The sequence below is a fragment of the Kitasatospora sp. NPDC001119 genome (genome assembly GCF_053598475.1).
Genome location: NZ_JBSFKI010000008.1, coordinates 15,451 through 36,538, shown reverse-complemented (window position 1 = coordinate 36,538; position 21,088 = coordinate 15,451). Strand labels below are relative to the sequence as shown.

At 74.7% G+C, this 21,088-nt stretch carries 22 protein-coding genes; 12 read left to right on the top strand and 10 right to left on the bottom strand.

The genetic code is table 11. The annotated features are described in order from the left end of the window. The first annotated feature begins 62 nt into the window (after nucleotides 1–62). Nucleotides 63–605, top strand: coding sequence for a hypothetical protein (locus tag ACWDD9_RS12055; protein WP_449811522.1), 543 nt, complete (start codon nucleotides 63–65; stop codon nucleotides 603–605). A 35-nt stretch (nucleotides 606–640) separates the two neighbouring features. On the opposite strand, the gene ACWDD9_RS12050 is transcribed toward ACWDD9_RS12055, so the two are convergent. The 4 genes from ACWDD9_RS12050 to ACWDD9_RS12035 form a co-directional block, all read right to left on the bottom strand. After that, entirely contained in the window at nucleotides 641–1,300 is a 660-nt protein-coding gene (locus ACWDD9_RS12050) for a thiaminase II/PqqC family protein (protein ID WP_220450154.1), read from the bottom strand. 162 nt (nucleotides 1,301–1,462) lie between these two features. After that, on the bottom strand, nucleotides 1,463–1,858 hold the full coding sequence (locus ACWDD9_RS12045; RefSeq protein WP_049658815.1) for a hypothetical protein: 396 nt from the start codon (nucleotides 1,856–1,858) through the stop codon (nucleotides 1,463–1,465). 180 nt (nucleotides 1,859–2,038) lie between these two features. Continuing rightward, complete coding sequence (locus ACWDD9_RS12040; RefSeq protein ID WP_449811521.1) at nucleotides 2,039–2,944, bottom strand: ketopantoate reductase family protein; 906 nt, start codon at nucleotides 2,942–2,944, stop codon at nucleotides 2,039–2,041. Further along, on the bottom strand, nucleotides 2,941–3,183 hold the full coding sequence (locus ACWDD9_RS12035) for a hypothetical protein (RefSeq protein ID WP_449811520.1): 243 nt from the start codon (nucleotides 3,181–3,183) through the stop codon (nucleotides 2,941–2,943). The genes ACWDD9_RS12040 and ACWDD9_RS12035 overlap by 4 nt, the downstream gene beginning before the upstream one ends. A 254-nt stretch (nucleotides 3,184–3,437) precedes the next feature. On the opposite strand from ACWDD9_RS12035, the gene ACWDD9_RS12030 reads away from it, so the two are divergent. From ACWDD9_RS12030 to ACWDD9_RS12015, 4 genes are all read left to right on the top strand, one after another. Further along, complete coding sequence (locus tag ACWDD9_RS12030) at nucleotides 3,438–4,331, top strand: hypothetical protein (RefSeq protein WP_449811519.1); 894 nt, start codon at nucleotides 3,438–3,440, stop codon at nucleotides 4,329–4,331. Nucleotides 4,332–4,428: 97 nt separating this feature from the next. Next, nucleotides 4,429–5,193 (top strand): ABC transporter ATP-binding protein, encoded by a 765-nt coding sequence (locus ACWDD9_RS12025; RefSeq protein ID WP_074004966.1) that lies wholly within the window; start codon nucleotides 4,429–4,431, stop codon nucleotides 5,191–5,193. A gap of 5 nt (nucleotides 5,194–5,198) precedes the next feature. After that, the gene (locus ACWDD9_RS12020; RefSeq protein ID WP_449811518.1) at nucleotides 5,199–6,590 is read left to right on the top strand and encodes an FtsX-like permease family protein; all 1,392 of its coding nucleotides are present in this window, start codon (nucleotides 5,199–5,201) and stop codon (nucleotides 6,588–6,590) included. Nucleotides 6,591–6,821: 231 nt separating this feature from the next. After that, nucleotides 6,822–8,096: a sensor histidine kinase gene (locus ACWDD9_RS12015; protein WP_449811517.1), complete on the top strand. Its 1,275-nt coding sequence runs from the start codon at nucleotides 6,822–6,824 to the stop codon at nucleotides 8,094–8,096. A 51-nt stretch (nucleotides 8,097–8,147) separates the two neighbouring features. Here the strand turns inward: ACWDD9_RS12015 and ACWDD9_RS12010 are convergent, their stop codons facing one another. Further along, nucleotides 8,148–8,816, bottom strand: coding sequence for a response regulator (locus tag ACWDD9_RS12010; RefSeq protein ID WP_380737742.1), 669 nt, complete (start codon nucleotides 8,814–8,816; stop codon nucleotides 8,148–8,150). Between the two features lie 188 nt (nucleotides 8,817–9,004). Between ACWDD9_RS12010 and ACWDD9_RS12005 the strand changes: the two genes are divergently transcribed. After that, on the top strand, nucleotides 9,005–9,433 hold the full coding sequence (locus ACWDD9_RS12005) for a MarR family winged helix-turn-helix transcriptional regulator (RefSeq protein WP_449811647.1): 429 nt from the start codon (nucleotides 9,005–9,007) through the stop codon (nucleotides 9,431–9,433). Further along, entirely contained in the window at nucleotides 9,433–10,878 is a 1,446-nt protein-coding gene (locus ACWDD9_RS12000) for an MFS transporter (protein WP_449811516.1), read from the top strand. The genes ACWDD9_RS12005 and ACWDD9_RS12000 overlap by 1 nt, the downstream gene beginning before the upstream one ends. 362 nt (nucleotides 10,879–11,240) lie before the next feature. Here the strand turns inward: ACWDD9_RS12000 and ACWDD9_RS11995 are convergent, their stop codons facing one another. After that, nucleotides 11,241–11,771, bottom strand: coding sequence for a DUF5959 family protein (locus ACWDD9_RS11995; protein ID WP_449811515.1), 531 nt, complete (start codon nucleotides 11,769–11,771; stop codon nucleotides 11,241–11,243). Nucleotides 11,772–12,035: 264 nt separating this feature from the next. Continuing rightward, nucleotides 12,036–13,031, bottom strand: a complete 996-nt coding sequence (locus ACWDD9_RS11990) for a ScbA/BarX family gamma-butyrolactone biosynthesis protein (RefSeq protein WP_375873844.1) — start codon at nucleotides 13,029–13,031, stop codon at nucleotides 12,036–12,038. 461 nt (nucleotides 13,032–13,492) lie between these two features. Between ACWDD9_RS11990 and ACWDD9_RS11985 the strand changes: the two genes are divergently transcribed. Both ACWDD9_RS11985 and ACWDD9_RS11980 read left to right on the top strand, forming a co-directional pair. Beyond that, entirely contained in the window at nucleotides 13,493–14,182 is a 690-nt protein-coding gene (locus ACWDD9_RS11985; RefSeq protein ID WP_449811514.1) for a ScbR family autoregulator-binding transcription factor, read from the top strand. A gap of 292 nt (nucleotides 14,183–14,474) precedes the next feature. After that, a complete protein-coding gene (locus ACWDD9_RS11980) occupies nucleotides 14,475–15,329 on the top strand; it encodes an AfsR/SARP family transcriptional regulator (protein ID WP_449811513.1) in 855 nt (284 codons plus the stop codon). A 125-nt stretch (nucleotides 15,330–15,454) separates the two neighbouring features. On the opposite strand, the gene ACWDD9_RS11975 is transcribed toward ACWDD9_RS11980, so the two are convergent. Both ACWDD9_RS11975 and ACWDD9_RS11970 read right to left on the bottom strand, forming a co-directional pair. Then, the gene (locus ACWDD9_RS11975; RefSeq protein ID WP_449811512.1) at nucleotides 15,455–15,958 is read right to left on the bottom strand and encodes an SgcJ/EcaC family oxidoreductase; all 504 of its coding nucleotides are present in this window, start codon (nucleotides 15,956–15,958) and stop codon (nucleotides 15,455–15,457) included. Between the two features lie 25 nt (nucleotides 15,959–15,983). Further along, nucleotides 15,984–16,703 (bottom strand): TioE family transcriptional regulator, encoded by a 720-nt coding sequence (locus ACWDD9_RS11970; RefSeq protein ID WP_449811511.1) that lies wholly within the window; start codon nucleotides 16,701–16,703, stop codon nucleotides 15,984–15,986. Nucleotides 16,704–16,849: 146 nt separating this feature from the next. On the opposite strand from ACWDD9_RS11970, the gene ACWDD9_RS11965 reads away from it, so the two are divergent. Further along, nucleotides 16,850–18,004: an erythromycin esterase family protein gene (locus tag ACWDD9_RS11965; RefSeq protein ID WP_049654184.1), complete on the top strand. Its 1,155-nt coding sequence runs from the start codon at nucleotides 16,850–16,852 to the stop codon at nucleotides 18,002–18,004. Here the strand turns inward: ACWDD9_RS11965 and ACWDD9_RS11960 are convergent. Continuing rightward, the gene (locus tag ACWDD9_RS11960) at nucleotides 17,917–19,038 is read right to left on the bottom strand and encodes a LysR family transcriptional regulator (protein ID WP_449811510.1); all 1,122 of its coding nucleotides are present in this window, start codon (nucleotides 19,036–19,038) and stop codon (nucleotides 17,917–17,919) included. The two genes, ACWDD9_RS11965 and ACWDD9_RS11960, sit on opposite strands and share 88 nt — an antisense overlap. A gap of 71 nt (nucleotides 19,039–19,109) precedes the next feature. Between ACWDD9_RS11960 and ACWDD9_RS11955 the strand changes: the two genes are divergently transcribed. Both ACWDD9_RS11955 and ACWDD9_RS11950 read left to right on the top strand, forming a co-directional pair. Next, on the top strand, nucleotides 19,110–19,775 hold the full coding sequence (locus ACWDD9_RS11955; protein ID WP_449811509.1) for a maleylpyruvate isomerase family mycothiol-dependent enzyme: 666 nt from the start codon (nucleotides 19,110–19,112) through the stop codon (nucleotides 19,773–19,775). Between the two features lie 163 nt (nucleotides 19,776–19,938). Further along, nucleotides 19,939–21,063, top strand: coding sequence for a PP2C family protein-serine/threonine phosphatase (locus tag ACWDD9_RS11950; RefSeq protein ID WP_449811508.1), 1,125 nt, complete (start codon nucleotides 19,939–19,941; stop codon nucleotides 21,061–21,063). The last annotated feature ends 25 nt before the right edge of the window (nucleotides 21,064–21,088 follow it).

Below are 21,088 nucleotides of genomic sequence, written 5' to 3'. Positions count from 1 at the left end.
ACGTGTGCGATTCCTGCTTCAATCGCACGACTCATCCAAACGGAACGGAGCGTTCTCCTCCCATGCCTTCACGGATACCCGGTCGCCGTCGGGCCGGCCTGGCCGGATTCGCCGGACTCGTGCTCACCGTCGGCCTGGCGCTGACGGGTTGCGACCCGTCGGCGGCCGACGGCGGTGCCACGGCCTCGGCCACGCCGACCGCCGCCGCCACCACCCCCGCGGCGACCACCCCGCCGGCGACGCCCGCCGCGACGGTCCCGCCGGCGGCCCCGGCCGGCACCCCGCCGGCCCAGCCGGCACCCGCGGCACCGGTGGCCACGCCCCCGCCCGCGGCCCCTCCGGGCCAGCCCAGCGCCCCCGCGCAGCCGCCCGCCACCAAGGCGCCGCAGCCGAAGGTGACCACGGCCCAGCCGCCGAAGGACCCGGAGCCCCCCGCGGCGGCGGCCGGTGCCGGCGCCGGATGCGAGATCCGTTCGAACGCGGGCAACTGCTACGAGGCGGGCCAGTTCTGCCGCAACGCCGACCTGGGCAAGAGCACCCACGAGGCCGGCGGCCGGGTGATCTACTGCCGGATGGTCAGCGGGAAGCCGCACTGGCAGGCCTGAGGCCTCCCGATGCTTGAGGGCGGGACGGTTCGCCCTCAGGCGTCGATGACGCCCAGGGTGTCCCAGAACAGGTGCTCGTAGGCCTGGAGCAGCAGCCCGTACTCGTGTGCGGTGGCCAGGGTCGGCTCGTCCAGCCGGTCCGGGCCCAGGGCGTCGGCGGCCTGCTGCTCCAGCTCGGGCGCGGGCTGGGCGAAGAAGTCGAAGAACGCGCAGGACTCGTCGGAGAAGCCGTACTGGCGGCGCAGCGCCTGCGCGATCGTGGCGCAGTAGCCGCCCCAGGCCGCGAAGTTGGCGACGAGCGCGGCGGCTGCGGCGGCGGGCTCGCCGTTCAGGGCGAGCCAGGCGAGGTAGTGCGGATAGGCCTGGCACCCGGGCAGCGGCGGGTGGGCCTCCAGCGCGCCGTGGTCGAGTCCGACGGCGGCACCGAGCGCGGGCAGGGTGCGCAGCGCGGCGCTCTCGCCCTCGGCCAGGGTGGCGAACCAGGCGCTGACCGGCCGGTCCGCGGTGCGGCCGGCGAGCAGCAGCAGGCTGCGGCGGTCGGAGCGGATGATCCGGTGCTGCTGAGCGGCGAGTTCGGCCAGTGCCGAGCGCGGCGCGGTGCCGTCGGCGAGCGCGGTGACCAGCGCGGGGGCGGTGTCGCCGGGTGCCAATTCGGCCCGCAGGTGCTGGATCTGGTCGAGGATCGGGTGGTTCACCGGTGCCTCCGAGGTGCGGTTCGGTCCGGTGCCATTCCTACCGCCTGGCGGTGCCGGTGCGGCGGCGACAGGCCGGGGCCCGAGGCGGGGACCAGCTCCCGGCCGGGGCGGCGCCGGGCCGGGAGCTGATGGCGTGGGGAGACGGGGGGTGCCCCCCGTGCGTCAGGAGTCGGCGCAGGCCTTCCCGATCTCGCCGGCAGCGTCGGTGATCGGCTTGAAGTCGGGCTGCTTGCCCTTGGAGACCCGGTCGATGGCGTCGTTGACGGCCTTGGAGAGCCGGTCGGCGGCCGCGTCGATCTTGTCCCCGTTGCCCTCGCGGATCTTCTTGGTGTCGTCGGCGACCTTCCGCAAGGCCTCGACGGTGTGGTTGCGGCGGCTCTCGTCGGTGATCTGCCCGACGTTGATCGCCGAATCCGCGAGGTCTTGGACGTCGCCGGTGAGGCTGATCGCCCGCTTTCCACAGTCCAGGGCCTGGTCGGCGTCGCACGCGGTGAACAACGGGGCCGCGAGCAGCAGTGCGAGCGTGGTGGCGGCCAGACGGTACGGCTTCCTTGTCATGTCTCTATCCCTCCCGCCCCTATCAACGCCGGTCCGTCGTGCGGAGGTTCCGGAAGACTGCGTGAACCGTTGGGAAAGTCTTTGCTTCCAGCGGAATGTGATGTTCCGTCAGTTTTGTGCGGGAAGGATCCGGGCGTTCACCCCGCGGTGCCGTCCGCGGGGTGAACGCCCGGGCAGGCGCTACCGGTTGGCGGATTCGGTCAGGTCGTGCACCAGGCGGGCGATGGTCGGCACCGCCACCGCGTGCGCGTCGGCCGCCCGCAGCACGGCGCCGCCGATGGCGTCCAACTCGGTCGGCCGTCCGGCCTCCACGTCGCGCTGCATCGAGGACCTCATCGTCCCGGGGATGCGGTCGAAGGAGGCGAGCAGCGTCTGCGCGTCCGCCGGCGCGCCGACCGCCCGGGTGACGGCGGTGATCTCGTCCAGCACGGCGAGGAGTTCGGCCCGGTGCTCGGTGCGTACGGTGCCGATCCCGCTCGCGTGGCGGGTGGTCAGCAGGGCGAACGGGGCGAGGAAGGAGAGCTTGCTCCACAGCATCGCCGTCTCATTCTCGCGCAGTGCGACGTCCAGACCGGTGTGCCGCAGCTGCTCGGCGAACTCGGCCACGGGGGAGTCGGGTTCGGCGTTCGCACCCAGCTCGATGGCGGCGAACGGGCTGGTGTGCTCGATCAGCCCGGGCGCCGTCCGGGCGGCCTCGACCCGGATCGTGCCGGCCACCACCCGTGCGGCCGGGTAGCGCTCGCGCAGCACGGCCATGTGGTCCAGACCGTTGAGCAGCGGCACCACGATCCCGGTGCCGAGCACCTCCGCGGGCAACCGGTCCAGCGCGGCGGCCAGCGCCGTCTCCTTGACCGTCACGAAGACGGCGTCGACCGGCTCGCGCAGCTCGGTCGCCGCCTCCACCCGGGCGGTGAACTCGCCGAACTCGGCGCTGCGGACCCGCAGTCCGTCCCGCGCGATCGCGGCCGCGGTCGCCTCGCCGGCCAGGCAGACGACCCGGTGGCCGTCGCGGGCGAGCAGCCCGCCGATCAGTCCGCCGACGCCTCCGGGGCCGAGGACGGCGACGGTCAGGGGGGTGGTGGTCATGGTGACTCCTGTGGGTGGGTGGCGTGGTGAGGGATGGGGAAGCGGGGGCCGGGTGCGGTTACGGCGAGCGGCGGGATGCGCCCGCCCGGCTGGAGGAGCAGGCCGTCGCCCGGGAGCAGCCGCGGACGAAGGTGCCGCGCACCCCGCCGGGCAGCAGCCCGCCGTGCCGGGGCCGGCAGCCCGCACACCTCCGCCTCGGTGGGGCCGAAGCGCGGCTCGGGCAGCAGGTCGGTGGTCACCGGATCATGATTCCCGGTCGGGCGGGCCCGGCGGGAGGCGGGGGCGTAAAAGGGGAGGGCGTGCCCGGCTCCGGCGGGCTTAGGGTGCGCCGGTGGAGGCTGTGCGGCGAGGGGGAGTCGGCGGATGACGACGGACGGGCGGCTGGTGGCGGCGGTACGGGCGCGGGATGTCGACGGCGTGTGGGAGGCACTCGCCGCGGGCGCGGATCCGAACGCCCGCGATGCGGACGGGGCCGCCCCTGCTGTGGGCGGCCGTGAACGGGTTCGACCACGAGGTCGCCGGTGTCCTGGTCGACCACGGTGCCGATCCGGACCGTCCGCTGCCCGACGGGACGACCCCGCTGCTGCGCGCGGTGGACCTCGGTTCGTCGGCGCTGGTCGGGGCGGTGCTGGGGAAGGACCCGGCGCTGCGGTTGCCCGCCGACGCCCGTGAGCACCTGCTCGCCCTGGCCAGGGCCTGGCACGAGACGGGGACGGAGGAGGAGCTGCGGCGACGGACCGGGGCCGTGGGGCCGGCGGAGCGGGTGTGGGTGACCGAGCAGTACGCGGACGTCGAGCAGGTCTCCCTCGGCGGGCTGACCGTGCGCGCCGGGCACGGGGCCGTGCTGACCGGGCTGGAGTGGCGGTTCCGCGTCCTCACCCCGGTCGACGAGTTGGTGGCCAGGGCCGTCCGGCACCGGGAGCCGGGGCACGTCGGGCAGCAGGCCGTCCGGTTCGTGCTCGGGGAACGCCGAAGTCGGGAGACGTGGTCGGCCCTGACGGCCCACCACCGGCACCCCGACCCCGCGCACCGCCGCTTCGTCGCGGCCTTCCTGTGCGACGCCCCGCTCCTGCGGATGGGGCACGCGGTCGAGTACGAGGCGGAGGAGACGGAGCTGCTCGTCGCCTGGGCGTCGGCCGAGCAGGACGGCGGGGTGCTCGCCGAGGTCCTCCGGGCCCTGGGCGGTCGTGAGTGCCCGGAGGAGGAGGCCGTCGGGGTGCGGCGCGCCGCCGCGTCCGTCCTGGCCCCGTCCGCCGACCGGACGCCCGAGGTCGCCGACGCCCTGGCGGCACTGCTGGACGTGGACGACCGGCTGGTGCGCCTGGAGGCGACCGACGGCCTCGCCCCCCGGGCCTGGGAGGCCCGCAACCCGCCCGAGGGGACGTAGCACCACCTGCGGGGTTCGGTTTTCCGAACCCCGGATTCGGGTGCCAGCACAATCGATCTCCCGGCCCCGGACGCCCACGATGGAGGGCATGAACGGGATGACGACAGCCGCCGCCACGGCGGCGCACGACGGGGTGACGGACGCGGCCCTGAGCGCGGTGGGGCTGCACCGGCAGTACGGGCGGGGCACGGCGGCCGTACAGGCGCTGCGCGGGGTCTCGGTGGCCTTCGCGCCGGGGACGTTCACGGCGGTGATGGGGCCGTCGGGCTCCGGCAAGACCACCCTGCTGCACTGCCTGGCCGGGATGGACCGTCCGACCGGGGGCACCGTGCGGTGGGGCCGCACGGAGGTGTCCGGGCTGCCCGAGCGGCGGCTGGCGGAGCTGCGCCGCACCCGGGTGGGGTTCGTGTTCCAGGCCTTCAACCTGATGCCCGCGATGACGGTCGGGCAGAACGTCGAGCTGCCCGGCCGGCTCGCCGGGCGGCCGCCGGAGCGGGCCGCGGTGCGGGAGGCGCTGGCCCGGGTCGGGCTGGCCGGGCGGGAGCGGCACCGGCCCGGGCAGCTGTCGGGCGGTCAGCAGCAGCGGGTGGCGATAGCCAGGGCGCTGGTCTCCCGGCCGGAGGTGCTGTTCGCCGACGAGCCGACCGGCGCGCTGGACCGGGCCACCGGGCAGGAGGTCCTCGGCCTGCTGCGTTCGGGCGTCGACACCGACGGACGGACCTGCGTGATGGTCACCCACGACCCGGTCGCCGCCGGGTACGCGGACCGGGTGCTGCTGCTGGCCGACGGCCTGCTGGTGGACGAGCTGACCGCGCCGACGGCCGCGCAGGTCGCCGAGCGGCTGAGCCGGTTGGGCGGGTGAGCACGATGAGCAGTCCCGTACTGAGCCTCTCGGCGGGGCAGATCCGCCGCCGCCCGGCCTCCTTCGCCGGGCTGGGGACGGCGCTGTTCCTGGCGGTGGCGGCGGTGACGCTGTTCGGGTCGCTGGTCGCCGCACAGGTCACGGCACCGGCCGCGGTGGCGCGCACGGCGGTGTCCGGGCCCGGCCTGGTGCTGATCGCCGGGGCCTTCGGCGAGATCGCCGTCCTGGTCGCGCTGTTCGTCGTGGTCAACGCCCTCGGCTTCACCCTGCGCCAGCAGCACCGCGACCTGGCGCTGCTGCGCACCGTCGCGGCGACACCCCGTCAGGTCCGGCGGGTGGTGCGCGCGCAGGTGGTGGCGACCACCCTGCTGGTGTCCGGGCCGGGCGGCCTGGTGGGCTTCCTCGCCGCCCGGGCCTTCCTCGCCGCACTCCAGCGGCGCGGCATGGCCGCACCCGGGCTGCGCATAGCCGGGGCGCCGGTGCCGGCGCTGATCGGGCTCGCGGTGGCGCTGCTGGTGGGCCTGGCGGCCAGTGCCGTGGCGGCCCGCCGGATCACCCGGCCCGCCCCGGCCGCCGCACTGACCGAGGGCGCGGGCGGGCCACGGCGGACGCCCGTGCCGCGGGTGCTCGCCGGGCTGGCGGTGCTCGCGGGTGGTGGGCTGCTGCTGCGACTGGCGGCGAGCCGGCCGGCCGGAGAGCTGGACAAGGCGGGGCAGGCCGCGCTGCTCGGCTCGCTGGTGCTGCTGGTCGCGGTCGGACTACTGGGGCCGGTGGCGGCGCGGGTCCTGGCAGCGGTGCTCGGCGCCCCGGCGCGGGTGCTCGCGCCCCGGGCGGGCTGGCTGGCGGACGCCAACCTGCGCGGCTACGCGGCCCGGCTCTCCTCGGCGGTGGTGCCGGTCGCGCTGCTCGTCGGGCTCTCCGGCACCCTGCTGGTCCTGACCGGCACCGCCGAGCACGTCGTCCGGGCGACGGGCGCCGCGACCAGCGTCACCAAGCAGAGCGACATCTGGCTGCGCGAGGCGGAGCTCGGGATGCTGGTCTGCTTCGCGGCGGTCTCCACGGTCAACACCCTGGTGGCGCTGACCGCTGACCGGCGCCGCGAGTTCGCGCTGCTGCGCCTGGTCGGGGCGACGCGGCGGCAGCTGCTGCGGATGCTCGGAGTGGAGGCGGTCCTGACCACGGCGATCGGTGTGCTGCTGGGTGCGGCGGTGGCGGCCGCGGCCTCGGGCGCGTTCAGCCTGGCGGTGACGGGCTCGGTGGTGCCGGTGGTGCCGGGCGCGGCGTGCGCCTGGGTGGTGCTGGGGGCGGTGGTGCTCACGGTGCCGGGGATCGTGGGCACGGGGCTGTGGGCGGTCGGCGGTTCGGCGGTGGAGACGACGGGCGGGGAACGGGGGTGAGGCGGAGGAGGCGGAGGAGGCGGAGGAGGCGGAGGCCGGCGTCCACGGCGGGTGGGCGCGGGGTCGGTGCCATGGCTGTCCGAGGGGCCGTGCGGACGGAAGGGCAGGTGGATGCGGTGGTCCGGGCGGGTCCTGGTGGATGCTGGGGGCCGGTCGGCGGCTGAATGCCGGTCGGTGAGTGCTGGTCAGTGATTGTCGGTGGGTGTCGGTGGGCGAGTGGTGAGGTGGACGGTGGCTGAGCGGCGGCGGTACCGGTCGGTGCGCGGTGGTGAACTGGCCTTCGCGGTGCTCGGGTTGCCGCTCGGGGTGCTCGGAGGCGTGTACGCCGTCGCCGTCCTCTACGCGGGGGCCTTGCTCTCGCTCACCGTGCTGGGCCTGCCGTTCGTGGCGGCCGCGCTGCTCGGGGCGAGGAGGCTCGGCGGGTTGCACCGGTGGCTGGTCGGGCGGCTGCTCGGGGAGGAGGTGCCCGCACCGCGGCCACGGGCGCGCCCGGCCGGAGTGATAGCGCGCGGCCGGGTGGTGCTGACCGATCCGGTGGCCTGGCGGGCGCTGCTCTACCTCTTCCTGCGGCTGCCGCTGGGCGTGCTCGGCTTCCTGGCCGTGGTCGGGCTCCCGCTCGGAAGCGTCTGGCTGGTGGGCTTCCCGCTCTGGGTGCGGATGATGGAGCCGGGCCCGAGGTCGATCGGCCTGCTGGACCTGGGCGCGATCCCGATCGGCCTCGCGGTGCTGGTCGCCGTACCAGCGGCGGTGCAGGCGCTCGGAGGGGCGAACCGCACGCTGGCCCGTACGCTGCTCGGGCCGGTGCGCTCGGACCAGCGGGTGCGTCAGCTGGAGAAGGCCCGGTCCATCCTGCTGGCCGAGGGCACCGACCGACTGCGGCGCCTGGAACGCGACCTGCACGACGGCACCCAGGCGCAGCTGGTCGCGCTCGCCATCACGCTGTCGCTGGCCGACGACGTGCTGGGGGCGGGCGCGCCGCCGGTGGGCCTTCCGCCGGTGGGCCTTCCGGCCGAGGGTGGCTCGGACGGGCTCGACCTCGGGCGGCTGCGGACCCTGGTGGACCGGGCCCGTGGGCAGGCCGAGGACACCATCACCGGTCTGCGCCGGCTGACCAGGGGCATCCACCCGGTGGCGCTGGAGGGCGGGTTGGCCGAGGCGCTGCCGGGGCTGACCGCCACCTCGCCGGTGCCGGTCGACGTTCGGCTGGACCTTCGGGAGCGTCCGGAGGAGGTGATCGAGCGGGCCGTCTACTTCTGTGCGGCCGAACTGCTGACCAACGTGGCCAAGCACAGTGGCGCGCGGTCGGTGGAGCTGAGCGTGAGCGCCGCCGAGGGGAGGGTCCGGCTGACCGTGCGCGACGACGGGCACGGCGGCGCCGTGATCGGTGCGGGTACCGGGCTCACCGGCCTGGCCGAGCGGCTCGCGGTGCTGGACGGGACGCTGCGGGTGGACAGTCCGCCCGGCGGGCCGACGGCGGTCAGCGCCGAACTGCCCGGCCGGCTCTGACGGGCGGCCACGGCCCGGGCGGTCGGGGTCGCCGTCCCGGGAGGTGCTACCTCAGGAGGCGCCGCTCTCCGCGAGGTAGGCGAGCACGGCCTTGACCCGCCGGTTGTCGGCCTCGGTCGCGGGCAGGTCGAACTTGCCGAACACGGCGGCCACGTGCTTCTCCACCGCCCGCTCCGAGACCACCAGCAGCGTGGCGATCGAGCGGTTGGAGTGCCCCTGCGCCATCAGCTCCAGCACCTCCCGCTCGCGCGGGGTGAGCGCGTCCACCCGGCTGCGCCGTCCGCCGTGCAGCAGACCGTTGACGATCTCCGGGTCGAGGGCCGTGCCGCCTGCGGCGACCCGGTGCAGCGCGTCGACGAACTCGGAGGTGCGGGCCACCCGCTCCTTGAGGAGGTAGCCGATGCCGGAGGCGCCGTCGGCCAGCAGCCGGGCCGCCCAGGCGGTCTCGACGTGCTGGGAGAAGACCAGGATGCCCACCTCGGGCAGGGTGGCCCGGATCTCCACGGCTGCTCGGATGCCCTCGTCGGTGTGGGTGGGCGGCATCCGGATGTCCACCACGGCCACGTCGGGCCGGTGCCCGGTGACGGCGGCGATCAGCTCGGGTGCCGTCCCGGCGGTGGCGACCACCGCGCACCCCCGGGCGGTGAGGAGTTCGACCATGCCGTCCCGGAGGATCACCGAGTCCTCGGCGAGGACGACGCGGAGCTGCTTGTCGATCATGCCGTCATTATCCGGGCCCGCCGCCGGGCCGGGGCACGGGTGGTGGAGGGCCCGGTCCGCTCTCAGGAAATCTTCAGTTCAGACTGGACAGTCCAGACTGATGAAATTACCGTGGAACCGTGACCGAGAAGCGAACCGCCCGTACCGCCCCGGCCGACCCCGCCGGGCCCGCCGGGTCCGCCGAAACCGTGGTTCCCGACAGCGCGGCGCTGGCCGCCCGTGAACTGCGCGCCGTCTTCAGCCGGCTGCGCCGCACCCTCCGGGAGGCGAGCGGCACCAGCGACCTGACGCCCTCCCAGACCGCCGTGCTCAGCCGGCTGATCAACGACGGTCCGGCCTCGGCCAGCGCGCTGGCCGCCGCCGAGCGGGTCCGTCCGCAGTCGATGGCCGCCACCCTCGCCGCGCTGGAACAGCACGGACTGCTCGGGCGCCGCCCCGACCCCGAGGACGGCCGCCGTCAGGTGGTCAGCCTCACCGAGGTCGGCCTGGCCCGGGTCGCGGACAGCCGCCAGGCCCGTGAGGAGTGGCTGACCCGGGCCATGGCGGAGCACTACACCGAGGCCGAGCGCGCCACCGTGCTGGAGGCGCTGGCCCTGATAGACCGGCTGAACCGGTGATGACCGGCCCGGCCGCCCTGCTCGCCCGACTCCGGCCGCGCCGCCGGCAGCCCGCTCCGGACGACGGGTTCAACCGCCGGCTGATCGCGCCGATGGTGCTCGGCTCGGTGCTCAACCCGATCAACTCGTCGATGATCGCGGTGGCCCTGGTGCCTGTCGGCGCCGCCTTCGGCGCGCCGCCCGCCGAGACCGCCTGGCTGGTCACCGGGCTCTACCTGGCCACCGCCATCGGCCAGCCGGTGATCGGGCGGCTGGTGGACACCCACGGCCCGCGCCGGCTCTACCTCGCCGGGACGGCCCTGGTCGGCCTCGCCGGACTGCTCGGTGCGCTCGCCCCGTCGCTCGGGCTGCTGATCACCGCCCGGGTGCTGCTCGGACTGGGCACCTCCGCGGCCTACCCCGCCGCGATGCACCTGACCCGCAGCGAGGCCGAGCGGACCGGGCGGTCCAGCCCCACCGGGGTGCTGACGGTATTGGTCGTCGCCAACCAGACCGTCGCGGTGGTCGGCCCCACCCTCGGTGGTCTGCTGATTGGCGCGGGCGGCTGGCGGACGGTCTTCGCCGTCAACGTCCCACTGTCACTGGCCTGCCTGGCACTCGGTGCGGCCCGGCTGCCCGTCACCGCCCGCCGCCCGGACCCTGCCGACGGCGGGGAGCGCCCCGGGCGTCCGGAACGCCTCGATCATCTCGGAATCGCGCTGTTCGCGGTCCTCCTGCTCGCCCTGATGCTGTTCCTGATGAAGCCCGGCCCTGCTCGCTGGTACCTGCCGGTGCTCGCCCTCCTGGCAGCCGTCGCCTTCGCCCTCCGCGAGCGGCGGGCCCGTGCCCCCTTCATCGACCTGCGGGCGCTCGCCGGCAACCGCCCGCTGATCGCCACCTACCTGCGCCAGGTGCTCGGCTACACCGCCATCTACGCCTTCCTCTACGGCTACACCCAGTGGCTGGAGGAGGGGCGCGGCCTGTCCGCCGCCACCGCCGGACTGGTGCTGCTGCCGCTCTCGCTGACCGCGCTCGCGGCCGCCGGGGCCAGCGGCCGCAGCCCGGGCGTCCGCGGCAAACTGCTGGTCGGCTCCGCCTGCCAGATCGCGGCCTGCGCCGCCCTGCTGCTGGTCCACGCGCACAGCCCGGGCGCCCTGCTGATCGGAGTCGGCGTGTTGGCGGGTGTCTCACAGGGGCTGATCGGGCTCGGCACCCAGACCGCCCTCTACCACCAGGCGGACCCCGCCGCCATCGCCTCGGCGGCCGGGCTGCTGCGCACCTTCATGTACCTCGGCGCCATGGCGGCCTCCGCCGCGAACGCCGCCTTCTTCCCGCACGGCGCCACCACGGCCGGGCTGCACCACCTCGCCTTGTTCATGCTCGGCGGCGCGGCCCTGCTCTTCCTCCTCACCGTGCCCGACCGTTCGCTGGGGCGACTGGGAACGCCTCCGCGGCAGCAGAAGTGACGGCCGATCCGTTCGCCTGGACGTACTGACCGCGACGGTGGGTGACGGGGTTCAGTGAGGGCCTTTCCGGCTCGGTGCGGACTGTGACACCCGCACCGGCACCCGGAAGGCCCTCACGCCACACCGTGACCACCGCTGACCTTCACCGGACGCTGCCGCCTTGCCGACCTCCCACGCCCGGACCGCGCCACCGGCCACCCGGTGCGGCGCTACGAACGCGCCGCACCGGGTGAGACGGTCGGGTTGCACCAGCTCGCGCTGGTCATGGTCGGCGGTGCGGCCCTGGTCTTCCTTCTCGCTGTTCCCGACTGATCGTCCGTGCGGCTTGGAACGCTGGTGCAGTAGTAAGAGGTGACGATCGATCAACTCTCGTCGGGCAGGTTTCCGCGCCAGGCGCGGATGCCCGGGGAGAGTTCGACCACCTCGGCCGGGTAGGCGCTGCGGACGAGGTGGAGCAGGGTGCGTTGCTCGGCCAGCCAGTTCGGTGCGGGGGAGAGTACGACCCGGAGGGTGACGCCGGATTCCTCCGCGTCGGAGACGGTCACCCAGAGGCCGCCGGGGCGGCCGGGTTCGATGCGTAGCTCCGGTCCGTGTTCCTCGTCCAGCCAGCGGACCGCGGAGCCGCGGCCGAGTCGGTCCAGGGCGGTTTCCCACTGCCTGAGGTGGCGGTCGGTCACCAGGGTGACGAACTGCCCGCGTACCGAGTCCGCGGTGACGGTGATCTCGCAGTCCAGCCAGTCGTGTCCGAGCAGTGAGCCCGGCGCGTGCCGTCCGAGGACGCGTACGCGGACGTTCCGGCCGCCGGTCCGTCCGTCGCAGCCGGGGGCGTCGTCGGTGCCGGGGCGGTCGGCGAGTCTTATCAACTCGTTCTGCTGCGAAGGGACTTCACTCACGGCGGACTCCTGTTGGCAGCGGGATCCAGGGGGTGACATCCTCGCGCAGGTGTTCGCCCCGGTGCCAGTCCGGGAGCGGGGCGTTCCGGCCGGGGCCGGCCCGTGGTGGGCCCCCGGGAATCGGCTGGTGCCCGTGGCCGCAGCCCCCGCGGGCGTCGTCGGCACGCGGACGGCCCGCCGGACCGGGAGGGTCGGGCGGGCCGTTCGGGTGCTGCGAAGGGTGTCGCGGAGGATGGTGCGGCCGGTGCGGCGGCGGTCGTCGGGTCAGCGGTGGTCCGGGTGGCCGGTGAGCACGGTGGTGAAGATCGGTTCGCCGTGCTGGTGGCCGGTCACGGTGGTGGTGAGGGCGTCCGGGTCCCCGCCGGGGGTGTGCTGGGCGGTGATCGTGGTGGGCGCGTCGTGCTCGGCGTACCGGTGGAAGGTGGTGGCCGCGGCGGTCGGTGTGACGGTGGCCGGGCTGCTCAGCGCGTTGGCCGCCTGCCGGGCCGCCTCCAGCAGCACCATGCCCGGGATGTGGTCGTTGGCGTGGTCGAAGAGGATCGGGTGCCAGAAGTCGGGGGTGAGGTGCCAGGTGCCGGGGGCGTCCGCCGGGGCCAGCAGGACGTCGCACGGGCGGAGCCGGCCGACCCGGGCCGGCGGGAGCGGCTCGGCGGTCACGATCGGCGCCGCCGGGAGCTCGGCGGAGTGGCGGCCCCGGCGCAGCCGCTGGTAGGTGGAGTCCGGAACGGTGGTGAAGCGGGCGTAGCCGGTGGCGGCCAGCTGGGCGCCCCGTCGGACGACGGTCTCCAGCGTGAAGTCGACGGTGGTGCCGGAGCGGCGCGGCTGGGCGAGGAGCTGGACCTCCAGGGTGAGGTCGGTCGGCGCCGCACCGATCAGCAACTGCCGCGACCGGGTGGTGTAGTCGAGGTTCCACATCATGAACTTGTGGTCGAGCGGTACGCCGAACCGGGTGTGGGCGAGGTAGAGCCCGGCTTGGCGGATCGTTTCAGCAGCTTGGATCGGGTCGTGCCGGGTGCCGTCCGGGGTGCTGAAGAAGGTGTGCGCCCGCGGCCACTGCGCGGTGACGGCGAAGGTGGTGTCCGTGAGCTGTTCGCTGCCGGTGAGGAAGACCTCGGCGTGGCAGGCCCGGTGGACGTACTCCTTGGCGACGGTGCTGGTCAGGCGAGGCGCCGGGGCTGCTGCGGCCGGGCCGGGGATCGTTCCGGAGTCCGTGCCGGTGGTGAGGACGGATGCGGGCGTACGGAAGGCAAGCAGAGTCATGGGGAGCGCTCCGAAAGGCCGTGACGGGCGGGGTGGGCTGCTCAGGGCTCGTAAGATACGTACCTACCGGTTTGGTTTTCAAGGAGCCAGAACAAAGGTTCGTCGGCGGCCGAGCGTGGTCGGACGGGCACGGTGGGTGGGTGTCGATCACTGCCCGGAGATCGGCTCCGGCGGGTGAACCTCCTTGACCTGTGGGGATATCGACGCATGGGCTTGACAGGTTCATGGCCATTATGTGGTCGTTCGTTGCCATCCCGGCCACAAGTGAGAGCTGGTGTTCCGGTTAAGGGGGCTGGCGGTGAGATGTCGGCCATCTGTTCGTCTCATACCGTCTACGCGGTTTTAGTCCGCTCGAGAACGGCCCTATGTGACCTGGGACGCAGGGATCCCCGCCGACCTCGGCGGGTAAGATACGGGGTGTTTGGTTTTGTTTGCCGAGCGTTTCGGGTGGGGTGGTTGCGGTGGTGCGACAGGAACGGGCGGTCCGGACGCGTCGGCTGATCCTGGAGGCGGCGGCGTCGGTCTTCGACGAGTACGGGTACGAGGGGGCGACGATCGGTGCGGTCGTGGCTCGCGCCGGAGTGACCCGGGGCGCGGTGTACTTCCACTTCGCCTCCAAGCGGGAGCTCGCCCAGGGGGTCGTCGAGGAGCAGTTCGGCCGGGACGAGATTCCCGAACGGCACTGCAAGCTCCAGGAGTTCGTGGACCTCGGGATGGTGGTCGCCCATCTCATGCCGCGCGACCCGGTGTTGAGCGCCGGCGCGCGGCTCTCCCTCGGCCAGGACGTGTTCGGCGACTTCAGCGGCGGCGCGGCGCCCGGCTGGATCCAGCGGGCCGAGACCGTGCTGGAGACGGCCGGCCGGCGCGGCGAACTGCTGCCCCAGGTGGTGCCCGCCGAGACGGCGTGGCTGGTCACCGGGGCCTGGACGGGCGTGCAGATACAGTCCCAGAAGATGTCCGGCCGGTCGGACCTGGAGCGCCGGGTCGCCTCGCTGTACCAGCATGTGATGCCCAGCATCGCGGTGCCCGGGGTGCTGGCCACGCTCGACCTCGCGGCGGACCGGGGCGGCCGGGTGGTCGCGGAGCTGGCGGCGGCCCGGGCGGCCGAGGCGGAGGCCGGGGCGGCTGCGGGCGGGGCCGGTCCGGCCTGAGCCGGGGTGATCCGGGCGGGTTCCGGGCGGGTCCGAGTGGTCCGCGGGGGTCTCGGGCGAAGCCGTTCGAGGCCGGACCGGCGGTCCGGTGTCCTACTCCCACGGGCTTGCTCCGCCCAGAAACAAACAGCGCGTTCGGTTTTGTATTGACAAACCGTCTGTCCTGTTTTTGGATAGGTGTCGGGTGCTCGACCGACCTTCCAGCGGACCTGCGCGGACGGTGAGCAGCGGAGCGCCCGCCCGACCGGCGGCCGTCGGGGCCGCCGATCCGTCTGGATGTGGGGTGGTCGTCGTGGAGATCCGCGTGCTGGGGGTCTTGGGGGTCCGACTGTGCGGGGTTTCGGTGGTGCCCTCGGCGCCGAAGCCTCGACAGGTGCTCGCCCTGCTGGCGTTACGGGCCGACCAGGTCGTCCCGGCGAGCGTCCTCGCCGAGGAGCTGTGGTCCGGCCGTCCGCCGCGCAGCGCCCGCACCACCGTGCAGACCTATGTGCTCCAACTGCGCGACCTCATCGACCGGGCGCTCGCCCAGGGGGACGGCGGCCCGGGAGCCTCCTGCGCGAAGGACGTCCTGGTCACCTCGGCCGGCGGCTACATGCTGAACAGCGGTGGCGGGCTGGTCGACCTCCAGGAGTTCGACCGCCTCGCCGGGCACGGCTACCGCGCCATGGACGGCGGCGACTTCCCGCTCGCCGCCCGCCAGTTGGGCGAGGCGCTCGCGCTGTGGCGCGGCCCGGCCTTCGCGGACGTCCCGGTCGGCGGCCAACTCGCCGTCGAGGTCAGGCGGTTGGAGGAGACCCGGCTCTGCGCGCTGGACCAGCGGATCGAGGCCGACCTGCGCCTCGGCCGGCACCGCGTACTGCTCGCCGAACTCACCGTCCTGGTCGACCGCTACCGCACCCACGAGAGCCTGCACGGCCAGTACATGATCGCGCTGCACCGCTCCGGCCGCCGGGGCGAGGCGTTGGAGGCCTACCAGCGCCTGCGGAACACCCTGGTACGGGAGTTGGGCATGGAGCCGTCCGCGACACTGCGGCGACTCCAGCGCTCCATCCTGCTCGCCAGCCCGGAACGCCCGGACCAGGAGCAGCCGGGCGCGCTCGCCGAGGGAGCAGTCGCCCGAACCGCCCGCCTCACCCGGGTCGGCTGAGCCCGGCCCGCGACGTCGCCGCCCGACCGCTCCCGACCACACCGGGCGGCGACGGGCAGCGACGGGCAGTGACGGGCGGCGCGGGGTGGCGGTGGAACCGGTGGCCGGCCGGCGGGCGGCGTCGGTCAGTCGGTGAGCACGCCGGTGTTCTGGCAGGCGTGCAGCAGCCACCGCCCGTCGTCCTGCCTGGTCATGACGTACAGCGGTGCACCCTCCGAGCCGCCGTCCGCGTCGCCGCTCGCCGAGTGGTAGACCTGGCGGACCTTGACGGCGGCCACGTCGGGGCGGAGGAACTGGATGTGCACCGGCTCGTACGTGACCCGGCCGTCCCAGGTCGCGGCGGGCAGGACGGCTCGGGTGAACTCGGCGATCGCGTCCAGGCCGAGGAGGACCTTGCCGTGCGCGGTGGTCCAGAGCGCCTCGGGGTGGAAGAGGGCGAGGAAGGCGTCCGGGTCCTTGGCGCGTTGGGCGCGCTCGACGGCGGCCACGACCTGCTCGATGGCCGCGATCTCCGCGAGCTCGGTGTCGGAGGGAGCGGCATCGGACAGGGCGGCGTCGGAGGGGGCGCTGCCAGAAAGGGCGGTGTCGGCGGGCGCGGGCGTTGCGGATTCGGTGTTCATGAGGATCACTCTGGGACCTCAAGTTCCCTTGAGGTCAAGCCCGTCGGGGCACCTCCGGGCGCAGCGCCAGGTAGGTGTCGAGGCGGGCCGAGGCGGTGAGCATCGCGAGCCCCCGGGTGGTGAGGCGCTGTTGCCAGCCGTCGAGGGCGGCGGCCAGTTCGCCGGTGCCGCCCGCCGTGCGGATCTGCCGCAGCACGGTGGCGATGCGGTCCAGCAGGTAGCCGCCCCGGCGGAGCAGGTGGGCGAGCTCGGCGTCGCGGACGTCGGCCGGGAGGTAGCGGCGGTGGCCGGTGGCGCGGTCCCGGGCGGGGGTCAGGATGCCGGCGGCCTCCCAGGTCCGCAGGGTCGCGGGGGTGACGCCGAGCCGGTGCGCGACCTCGCCGACGGAGCGGGGGCCGGGCAGCGCGGGAAGGGCGGGGCCGGGCGTGGCGCCGTCGGTCAGGTGGCCGACGGCCGCGCGGACGGCGGCGAGGGTCTCCCGGTCGCGCAGCAACTGGGCGTGGCCCCGGTCGAGTTCGGCGAGGGCGTCGCCGAGCCGGTCGGCGTGGACGGCGGTCATGACCGAGCCGGCGGTCGCGTGCCCGTACGCCGGGACGAGGGCGAGGTAGGCGCGCAGGGCGGCCGCGTGCGGCTCGGTGTAGATCCGGTACCCGGTGGGTGTGCGGTCGGCGGGCGGGAGGTAGCCGTCGCGTTCGTAGTTGCGGATGGCCTGGGTCGAGATGCCGTGCTCGCGAGCGAGGTCGGCGGGTCGCATGGTCGTCTCCGTTCGGGGTCGGGCGGGCGTTCGGAGTCGGCCGATGGTTCAGGGCCGTTTGAGGCTTTCGGCCACAGTTGGGCAATGCCTGGGCGGCGCTGGAGGGAAAAGTTTCAACCGTTCTTTCAAGGATACGCTTGAGGTTCATGAACCAGGACATCAACGATTTCGTCCCCCCGGCGTGCGAGCTTCTGGGCCTCGGTGAGCCGACGCACCAGGAGCCGGCGTTCGGGCGGGTCCGCAACGAACTGTTCGCCCGGCTGGTCGACCGGGGTTTCCGGTCGATCGCCCTGGAGACCGACCGGGTGGCCGCGTTCGCCGTGGACGCCTACGTCCGGGAGGGTGTCGGCACCCTCGACTCGGCGCTGGAGGAGGGCTTCACCCACGGCTTCGGGGAGCTCGAGCCAAATCGCCGACTCGTCGCCTGGATACGGGAGTTCAACCGGGACCGGGCGTCCGGTGCGCAGCTGTCCTTCCATGGCTTCGACATCCCGACCGAGAACACCAGCGCCCCCAGCCCGCGCCGCTACCTCGAACACGCCCGCGACTACCTGGGGCTCGACCTCGACCTCGCCGGGGTGGCGGGCGAGGACGAGCGCTGGAGCCGCACGGAGGCGGTGACGGATCCGGCCCGGTCGCCGGGTGACAGTGCCGAGGCCGTGCGGCTGCGCTGCCTCGCCGACGACCTCCTCCTCCAACTCCACATGCGGGCACCGGCATTGATCGCCAAGACCTCGTCCGCCGAGTGGTACGCGGCCCGCACCCGGCTGACCGCCGGGATCGGACTGCTGCGCTACCACGCGCAGTCGGCGGTCCGGGGCCTCGATCAGAGCGCCCGGATCAGCGCCCTGTCCGGCGTGCGGGACGCGCTGATGGCGCAGAACCTCCTCGACATCCGCGCGATCGAGGCCGAGCGCGGACCGACCCTGGTCTTCTCCCACAACCTGCACCTGCGGCGGAACCCGAGCGCCTGGTCGTCGGGCGAGCTGGACTGCCGCTGGATCGGCGCGGGCCACATCGTGGGCACGCTGCTGGGCGACCGGTACGCCTTCGTCGCCGGGAGCCTGGGGCGCAGCGAGGCGATCGGGCTGGCCGAGCCGGCGCCGGGGACGTACGAGGCCCACCTACAGGGGCGGGGCGCGGCCTGGGAGTTGACGGACACGGCGCTGCCGGCCGGGGTCCGGACGCGCACCGACACCGTCCCGCGGCAGGGCTACTTCCCGCTCGACCGGGAGGTGCTCGACGGCGCGGCCGCGCTGCTGCACATCGCCGACGGCGCGGCGGTACCGGCCGGAGCCTGAACGGGGGCCGGAGCCTGAGCGGCGGCCGGCCCCGGGTAGGCCCGCCGCAGGTGGGCCACCAGGGCGGCGGTCGGCGGTGAGGCGGGCTGCCCGGTCGGCCAGGTGAGCGCGATCCGGACCCGGGGGACGGGTCCGGTGAGCGGGCGCACCCGCAGACCGGGCAGCGGGCCCGGGTCCGGCAGGACGGCGACGCCCAGCCCGTGTGCGGCGAGTTCGGCCAGCTGCGGTGGCGCGGCCGCCTCGACGCCGACCGCCGGATCGACACCGGCCTCGGCCAGGGCGCACTCCAGCGCGGTGCGCAGACCGGTGCCGCGCGGGGTGCTGACCAGGGCGTGCCCGGCCAGCTCGGCGACCGGGAGCGCGCTCCCGCCCGCACCGGGGACACCGGCGCCAGAGTCAGAGCCAGAGCCCGGACTATCGGCGGAACCCGGGCCCGTACCCGCCGCGAGCGGGTGCTCCGACGCGCAGGCCGCGACCAGCGGGACCTCCAGCACGGTGTGCAGCGCGAGCCCGGTCAGCGCCGACCAGCCGTCGTCGCCCTCCCGCCCGCTCGCCGGGGCGGGCAGGCCGACGACGGCGAGGTCCAGCCGGCCGTCGCGCAGGGCGTCGAGCATCCGCGCGGTGGTGTCCTCGGTGAGCGAGAAGTCGATGCCGGGGTGCTCCTGGCGGAACGCCGCGAGCGTGGTGGCGAGTCCGGGGAAGGTCCCCAGCTCGGCCGGCGGGGTCAGGGCCGCCCCGGCGACCATGCCCAGGCGCACGTGCCCGCGCCGCAGCCCGCCGAACTCCTGGGCCGTGCGGCGGGCCGCGGCCGCGGCGGCCAGCGCCGCCCGGGCGTGCGGCAGTACCGCCTCGCCGACCGGGGTGAGCCGCACGGTGCGCCCCGAGCGGTCGAACAGCGGGTGGCCCAGCTCCCGTTCCAGCTGCCGGATCTGGGAGCTCACCCCGGGCTGGCTCAGGTGCAGCAGCTGCGCGGCCCGGGTGAAGCTGCCGTGCTGGGCGACGGTGACGAAGTACTGGAGCTGCCGCAGTTCCATAACTCCTGATCATAGGTGCCAGAACTTCCCGGTCTTGGACGGGCGTACGGTTCCGGCCGCAGGCTGGACGCATGGAAACCGTGCCGCAGGACCAGGACGCCGGGCAGATCCGGTGGATCCGTGCGCAGATCGCGGCCGAGCGCCGCGAACTCGCCGCCGTGTTCGCCGCCTTCACCCGGGAGCAGTGGAACTCGCCCTCGCTGTGCGCGGGTTGGCGGGTCCGCGAGGTGGCCGCGCACCTGAGCACCGGCTTCCGGCACTCGACGGTGCGCACGCTCCTCGAACTCGCCCGCTCCGGCGGCAACGTCCACCGGATGGCCGACCGGATCGCCCGCCGTGACGCCGCCGCCCTGAGCGAGCGCGAACTCGTCGCCGCCATGGCCGATCACGCCGACCACCCCTGGCGCCCGCCGGTCGGCGGCCGGATCGCGGCGCTCGCCCACGACGCCGTCCACGGTCTCGACATCACCGTGGCGCTCGGGCTGCCGGCCCGGCTGCCGGTGACGCGTACGACCGCCCTGTTGGCCGGTGTCTCACCCCGCACCCTGCGGTTCTTCGGGGCGCGGGTGGACGGGGTCCGGCTGGAGGCGACGGACGCGGAGTGGTCCTACGGGCACGGTCGGCTCGCCGTGGAGGGGCGGGCGGAGCACCTGCTGCTGGTGGCGTACGGGCGCCGGGTGCCGGAGGGGCTGCTGGCCGGGTCCGGCGCGGGACGGTTCACGGCGGGCGGTGCGTAGCGGGCACCTGAGCGGTGCGTAGCGGGCACGTGAGCGGTGCCCCATCGGCGGGAGGTGTTTCTCGGCCACCGGCGAGGGCGGCCGTCATGCGGGCCTCCGGGGCCCGTGGCTACGATCGGAAGGAGTACTTCCGGATGGTGGCGAGACGGAAGCCAGGTCGCCGATGGCCCCGAGGTCCGTGCAGTGGCCGCCGTACGTGCGGGTCGCGCCGTGGTTGCTGACCGTCGGCGGGCTGGTGTGGAACGCGCTGGACCCGACTGACTACTGGGGCGATCCGATGCTGGCGGCGGCCGCCGTGCTGGCGGGGGCGCTGCTGGTGCTGGGGGACACCGTCGCGGTGGGGGCGGCCAACGCGCTGGGCATCCTGGTGCTGTCGGCCCGGGACGGGTCGCTCGGGACCCGGGCCGGCTTCCTGGAGCTGGGGAACACGGTGTTCGCGGCGCTGCTCGGGATCGCGGTGAACCGGGTGGTGGCCCGGCACGGGCGGCGGTTGGAGCGGGTGCGTTCGGTGGCCGAGGCGGCGCAGCGGGCGGTGCTGCCGGAGCCGCCCGCGCGGGTGGGGCGGCTGTCGGTCGCGGCCTGTTACCGGGCCGCCCAGGACGAGGCGCTGATCGGCGGGGACGCGTACGCGCTGCAGGTCACCCCGTACGGCGTGCGCGGGCTGATCGCCGATGTGCGGGGCAAGGGGCTGCACGCGGTCGGCGCCGTGTCGGTGCTGCTGGGCGCCTTCCGGGAGGGCTCGCACCGGCTGCCGGACCTGGTCGCGCTCGCGGACGCCCTGGAGGAATCGCTGCTGCGGGAGAGCGAGCGGATGAGCGAGGAGCTGCGCTTGGAGGGGTTCATCACCGCGCTGCTGGTGGAGTTCCCGCCGGGGGAGGAGAGCGTGCGCACGCTCGACTGCGGGCACCCCGGCCCGTACCTGCTGGGCCCCTACCCGCCGGGCGGGGCCGCGCCCCGGGTGCGCCGGCTGGACGCGGCGGACCCGGGGCTGCCGCTGGGGATGGGCGGGCTGGGCGTGGCGCGTCCGCTGCCGGAGGGGCGGCCGTTCCCGGCCGGGTGCACGCTGCTGCTGGTGACCGACGGGGTCACCGAGGCCCGGGACGCGGCGGGGGAGTTCTACGACCCGGTGCTCGGCCTGGCCCCGCTGGGGCCGTTCACCGGGCCGGGGGAGGTGCTGAACGCGCTGGTGGCGGACGTCGAGCGGTGGACGGGCGGGCCCCGGGACGACGACATGGCGGTGCTGGCGATCACCCGCCGTGCGGAGCCGGGGGCGGACAGTCGGCGCTGAGGGTCGAGGGCGGCGGCCGGTGGAC